Consider the following 2,937-nt stretch of genomic DNA (forward strand, 5'->3'; position numbering starts at 1 on the left):
GGCGACCACACCGAGCGGGACGCGCCGGTAGTTGGAGGCGTCCATCGTCACCAACGCCCGTGCGGCGGCCCCGAAGTCCACCTCCCCGCTCAGTCCGTCCCGCAATGTCCGTTCGAGGTCCCCGGAGCCTGGCCCGCGATGGAGGTGCCCCCGCCGCGCGGTACGACGGGCACCCCGGCCGCGGCGCAGATCCGCAGGGCGGCCGCCACGTCGGCGGTGTCGCGCGGGGCGACCACACCGAGCGGGACGCGCCGGTAGTTGGAGGCGTCCATCGTCACCAACGCCCGTGCGGCGGCCCCGAAGTCCACCTCCCCGCTCAGTCCGTCCCGCAATGTCCGTTCGAGGTCCCCGTGGCCTGGCCCGCGATGGAGGTGCCCCCGCCGCGCGGTACGACGGGCACCCCGGCCGCGGCGCAGATCCGCAGGGCGGCCGCCACGTCGGCGGTGTCGCGCGGGGCGACCACACCGAGCGGGACGCGCCGGTAGTTGGAGGCGTCCATCGTCACCAACGCCCGTGCGGCGGCCCCGAAGTCCACCTCCCCGCTCAGTCCGTCCCGCAATGTCCGTTCGAGGTCCCCGGAGTCGCTCACGTGCCCACCTTCCCACCGGTCCCGTCCGTCTCATCGGGTGGACGCGCCTCGGGCTCACCGTCTCCGACCCGATACTCTCCGCTCGTGGCTGAGATCCAGATTCCCGCTGACATCAAGCCCGCCGACGGACGCTTCGGCGCGGGCCCCTCCAAGGTGCGGACCGAGGCGCTGGACGCCCTCGCCGCCACCGGTACCTCCCTGCTCGGCACCTCCCACCGCCAGGCCCCGGTCAAGAACCTGGTCGGCTCCGTCCGCCAGGGCATCCGCGACCTGTTCTCGCTGCCCGAGGGCTACGAGGTGGTCCTGGGCAACGGCGGCTCCACCGCCTTCTGGGACATCGCGACCGCCGGTCTCATCGAGCGGAAGTCCCAGCACCTCACGTTCGGCGAGTTCTCGTCCAAGTTCGCCAAGGCCGCCAAGCTCGCCCCGTGGCTGGACGAGCCGTCCGTGATCTCCTCCGAGCCGGGCACGCACCCCGACCCGGTCGCCGAGGCGGGCGTGGACGTGTACGCGTACACCCACAACGAGACCTCGACGGGTGTCGCGGCGCCGATCAAGCGTGTCGCGGGCGCCGACGCCGGCTCGCTCGTACTGGTGGACGCGACCTCCGGCGCTGGCGGCCTGCCCGTCGACATCACCGAGACCGACGTCTACTACTTCGCCCCGCAGAAGTCCTTCGCCTCCGAAGGCGGCCTGTGGCTCGCGGCGTTCTCCCCGGCGGCCTTGGAGCGGGCGGCGCGCGTCCACGCGTCCGGCCGGCACATCCCGGAGTTCTTCTCACTGCCGACGGCGATCGACAACTCGCTGAAGAACCAGACGTACAACACCCCGTCGCTGTCCACGCTCTTCCTGCTGAACCAGCAGCTGGAGTGGATCAACGGCCAGGGCGGTCTGGAGTGGGCGACCGCCCGTACGGCGGCCAGCGCGCGCACCCTGTACGGCTGGGCGGAGGCATCGAAGTACGCGACCCCGTTCGTCGTGGACGCCGACAAGCGGTCCTCCGTCATCGGCACGATCGACTTCACGGACGACATCGACGCGGCCGCCGTCGCCAAGGTGCTGCGCGCCAACGGCATCGTGGACACCGAGCCGTACCGCAAGCTCGGCCGCAACCAGCTGCGCATCGCGATGTTCCCGGCGGTCGATCCGGCCGACGTCCAGGCCCTCACCGCCTGCATCGACCACGTCATCGAGAACCTCTGATCCGTCGCGGCGCCCGCCCCGCCCCGGTGTCGGGAGAGGGCGGGCGCCGCACGCGATACCTTCAAGACCTCGGCAATTCTTGGAGGAAGCGGCGTGAGCGTGCGAGTGACGGCGGCGCAGGACGGCACGGACCCCTTCGGCACGGCCCGGCTGCGGCGCGGGGTCATCGATTCCTGGGCGGCGGGCCCGTCCCGCTTCCGCGAGGACGCCAACGCCGAGGAGGACCTGGCCCTCGGCGGCTACCGCGACCGGCTCGTCGTCGAACTCGCCCAGAACGCCGCCGACGCCGCCGCCCGCGCGGGCGTGCCCGGTCGGCTCCGCCTGACCCTGCACGCCGGGAACGGCGAACCGCCGGTCCTCGCCGCCGCCAACACCGGCGCCCCCCTCGACGCCACCGGCGTCGAGTCGCTGAGCACCCTGCGTGCCTCCGCCAAGCGGGAGTCCACCTCCTCCGGCGACACCGTCGGCCGCTTCGGCGTCGGCTTCGCCGCCGTACTCGCCGTGTCCGACGAGCCCGCCGTCCTCGGCCGGCACGGCGGCGTGCGCTGGTCCCTGGCGGAGGCCCGCGAGCTGGCCCGGGAGGCCGCCGCCTTCAGCCCCGGCCTCGGCGACGAACTGCGCCGCCGCGACGGCCACGTCCCCCTGCTGCGCCTGCCGCTGCCCGCCGAGGGCACCGCCCCCGAGGGGTACGACACCGTCGTCGTCCTCCCGCTGCGCGACCCCGCCGCCGAGGACCTGGTGCAGCGGCTGCTGGCCGGCATCGACGACGCGCTGCTGCTCACCCTGCCCGGCCTGCACGAGATCACCGTCGACACCCCGGCCGGGGGCACCCGTACGCTGCGCCGCACCGCCGAGGGCCCGTACACCGTCATCGAGGACTCCCGCGACGCCGCCGGCACGCTCGCAGCTCCCGGCACCGCCGAGCAGACCCGCCGCTGGCGCACCGTCCGCCACACCGGCCCCATCGAGCCCGCCCTGCTCGCCGACCGGCCCGTCGAGGAGCGGCTGCGGCCCGCCTGGACCGTTTCCTGGGCCGTGCCCGTCGACGCCGCGGGCGCGCCCGTACGCCCCGCCACCGCGCCCGTCGTCCACGCCCCGACCCCGACCGACGAACCCCTCGGCATCCCCGCCCTGCTCATCGCGAC

Annotated in this window: 3 protein-coding genes and 1 pseudogene; 2 read left to right on the top strand and 2 right to left on the bottom strand. The window is 74.2% G+C overall.

What is annotated here, in order from left to right:
• Window positions 1-89: 89 nt before the first annotated feature.
• Window positions 90-272, bottom strand: coding sequence for an FAD-binding protein (locus HYE82_RS35575; RefSeq protein WP_256988166.1), 183 nt, complete (start codon window positions 270-272; stop codon window positions 90-92).
• A 71-nt stretch (window positions 273-343) separates the two neighbouring features.
• Window positions 344-589 (bottom strand): annotated as a pseudogene (locus HYE82_RS35580) (FAD-binding protein); the annotation flags it as partial.
• Window positions 590-673: 84 nt separating this feature from the next.
• On the opposite strand from HYE82_RS35580, the gene serC reads away from it, so the two are divergent.
• Entirely contained in the window at window positions 674-1,792 is a 1,119-nt protein-coding gene (gene serC / locus HYE82_RS35585) for a phosphoserine transaminase (RefSeq protein ID WP_179178363.1), read from the top strand.
• Window positions 1,793-1,885: 93 nt separating this feature from the next.
• A partial coding sequence (locus HYE82_RS35590) for a sacsin N-terminal ATP-binding-like domain-containing protein (protein ID WP_369009825.1) occupies window positions 1,886-2,937 on the top strand: 1,052 nt, incomplete at its 3' end.

The organism is Streptomyces sp. BR123, assembly GCF_013401435.1.
Lineage (GTDB): Bacteria > Actinomycetota > Actinomycetes > Streptomycetales > Streptomycetaceae > Streptomyces.

Excerpts from the sequence above, each read along its gene's own strand:
- HYE82_RS35575 (WP_256988166.1), bottom strand. The coding sequence starts at position 272 with ATGGACGCCTCCAACTACCGGCGCGTCCCGCTCGGTGTGGTCGCCCCG.